At 64.2% G+C, this 2,851-nt stretch carries 4 protein-coding genes; 1 reads left to right on the top strand and 3 read right to left on the bottom strand.

Going from position 1 to position 2,851, the window contains the following annotated elements:
• On the top strand, positions 1–894 hold an 894-nt coding region (locus VF515_06355), incomplete at its 5' end, for an FGGY-family carbohydrate kinase (GenBank protein ID HEX7407259.1).
• Here the strand turns inward: VF515_06355 and VF515_06360 are convergent.
• The 3 genes from VF515_06360 to VF515_06370 form a co-directional block, all read right to left on the bottom strand.
• Positions 849–1,040 carry a hypothetical protein gene (locus VF515_06360; GenBank protein ID HEX7407260.1) on the bottom strand — a complete coding sequence of 64 codons (192 nt, stop codon included), beginning with the start codon at positions 1,038–1,040 and terminating at the stop codon, positions 849–851. The genes VF515_06355 and VF515_06360 overlap by 46 nt on opposite strands.
• Positions 1,041–1,341: 301 nt before the next feature.
• Positions 1,342–1,968: a DUF47 family protein gene (locus VF515_06365; GenBank protein ID HEX7407261.1), complete on the bottom strand. Its 627-nt coding sequence runs from the start codon at positions 1,966–1,968 to the stop codon at positions 1,342–1,344.
• On the bottom strand, positions 1,968–2,851 hold an 884-nt coding region (locus tag VF515_06370), incomplete at its 5' end, for an inorganic phosphate transporter (GenBank protein ID HEX7407262.1). The genes VF515_06370 and VF515_06365, both read right to left, overlap by 1 nt.

Genomic DNA, 2,851 nt, shown 5'->3' on the forward strand with positions numbered 1-2,851 from the left:
GATCCGCAGTGCGCGGCGCGCACGCAGCTTTGGAGCCTGCACACGCGCGACTGGGACCCGGAGCTGCTCTCGCTGTTCGGCCTGCCGCAGGGCTTCCTGCCGCGGAGCGTGCCCACCTGCCATCCTTTCGGCACGTTGCGAGTGGGAGACACGGCGATTCCGCTGGTGGCGGTGAACGGCGACCAGTCCGCGGCGGTGTTCGCCTTCGGCTGGCCGGACCGGGATTCTGCGTACGTCAATATCGGCACCAGCGCGTTCGTGCAACGCGTGCTCACCCGGGATCCTGGCTATGTTCCGCGGCAGCTCACCGGCATCATCCTCGACGACGGCGAGACCACGGTCTACACGGTCGAGGGTAACGTCAATGGCGCGGGCACGGCGCTCGAGTGGCTGCGCGGGGAACTGGGGATCGAGGACATCGTTTCCCGGCTGCCGCAATGGCTGGCGACAGCGGGCGAACCGCCGCTGTTCCTCAATGGCATCGCCGGACTCGGCGGCCCGTTCTGGAAGCCCGATTTCACCTCGCGTTTCATCGGCGAAGGCGAGCCCTGGCAAAAGGCCGTGGCAGTGGTCGAAAGCATGGCGTTCCTGCTGCAGGCGAACATCGAGGAGATGGCGAAGCACGTGCCACCGGCCGCGCGCATCCGCGTAAGCGGCGGGGTGTCGCTGATCGACGGCCTGTGCCGCAGGCTCGCTTCGGTAAGCGGGCTGCCCGTGCACCGGCGCGAGGACGCCGAAGCAACCACCCGCGGCATCGGCTACCTGGCCGCCGGGCGGCCGGCGTTATGGAACAACGCCGCCACCGAAGAGGTGTTCGCGCCCGCCGAGGATCCGGCCATCCGCGCGCGTTACCGGCGCTGGCGGGCGTTGATGGCAGAGGCCACAGGGGTCTGAGGTCGCTCCGGAGCGTGGAGTTCGAGCCACTCGCGCACGATCTGCGGATCGCCAAGATGCTCTCCCCGGCTGATCCGGGCCTGCACCTCCTCGAACGTGAGCCCATTCAACTGCGCAAATACCTTCTCTTTGAGTTCGAGCATCATGATCAAAAGCTTCCTTCATGCTTGCGCGGACGGCGGCCCGTCCGCGCGGATCGTCGATTGCGCGCGGACGAGAAGCCGTCCGCACGCAATCGATGATCTTGTATAAAAACCACTCCAAACCATTTTTGCTTTGATCCATAACCGCGTTTTTCGTACGGATGCGCTTTTCATCCGTACGAAAAACGTGGTTGGCGCGCGGAGCGCGCAATGGTTGCTCTTGGCAAACGATGGCATTCAATACGCCCAACGGAAGTCCTCTTGGAGGACACCGCATAAAATCTGATGCAAAGATCCGTTGTGCTCACGTAAGCTTCATAATCACCATGCCGAACACGTTCGCCGCCGAGTCGGCGCGATCGGACATGTTCGAGATGTGCCGGTAGACTTCACGTCGGTAGAACAGGCCGGGCAGACGCTCCGCGTCGGTGGCGCGGGCGAACAGGTCCTTGATCGCGGTGCGATACAAGCGTTCGACCCTGCGTTCCAGTTTACGCACTTCGTTTGCGTGGTCCAGGGCGACACGCGGATTCTTCGCCAACCGCACGGTCGCAAGTTCGAGCTGCTCCGTCTCCTCGCACACCAGTTTCATCATCTGGCGGATGTAGTCGTCCGCGTCGACCCTGAGGATGTTCATCTCCTCCACCGTCGTCAGCGCGTAGGTCACCATGTCCTCGAAACAGTGGGACAGGTTGAAAATGTCCTCGCGATCCAGAGGGGTGATAAAGGTCTTGTGCAGTTCGTCGATGAGCACGCGGCGCAGCTCGCTCGCATCCTCGGCCAGCGTGCGCTGTGCCTTGATCGTGTCCGTGTTTACCTGCTCCAGCGTGCGCCCCAGAAAGCGGATAGCTTCGACTGACTTGGCCGCCTGGCCGATCAGCATGGCGATGAATTTGCTCTCCTCTTTCAAACTTCCGTCGAACCAGCCCATTACCAGCCTCCGTGTCGCAGCATCAATTCGATGAGATAGTAGATCGGCACCGCCAGCAGCGCAGTGGCCGGGAGCGTCAGCGCCCAGGCCACTACGATCTCGTCCAGCGCAGACCAGCGTACCTTGGATTTTCGCTCGGCGGCGCCGGCGCCGAGAATGGTCATGCTCACCACCTGCGTCGTGCTCACCGGTCCTCCCGCGAGAGACGCCCCCAGGATTACCGCGGCCGAGGCGAGCTGCGAGGTAAATCCGTGAATCGGATGGATCCTGTAGAAGCGCGTGCTCAGAGTGCGAATGATGCGCCAACCGCCGACCGCCGTGCCCAGCGCGATCGCCGATGCGCTCAGCACGATGACCCACCATGGCACGACGAACGCCGGGGTGAACCCGAGCGTCAGCAACCCCATGGCGATCACGCCCATGGTTTTTTGCGCATCGTTCGCGCCGTGGCTAAGCGCGAGTGCCGTCGCCGTCAGAACCTGCGCCCGCGACAGCGTCACGTTCGCCCTTGGCGTCGCGTTGCGCAGCAACCAGAGCATGGCCTGCATGATTGCCAGCGCGACCACGAAGCCGATCAGCGGCGAGGCGAGCAATGCGATCGCGACCTTCCACAACCCGTGCGCCTGGATCGCCGCAAAGCCGGATCCCGTCGCGGCAGCGCCGACGATGCCGCCGACCAGAGCGTGGGACGAACTCACCGGAATGCCGAGGTACCAGGTCGCCACGTCCCACAAGCTGGCGGCGAGCAGCGCCGCGAGAACCACGGCAATACTGATCGTTCGTGGATCCGCCACTTCCGCGCCGATGGTCTCGGCCACTGCGACGCCAAACAGGAAAGGCCCGGCCAGGTTGGCCAGTGCGGCGAGCGTGAGCGCCCCGCGCG

This window comes from Candidatus Binatia bacterium (genome assembly GCA_036382395.1).
GTDB lineage: Bacteria > Desulfobacterota > Binatia > HRBIN30 > HRBIN30 > JAGDMS01.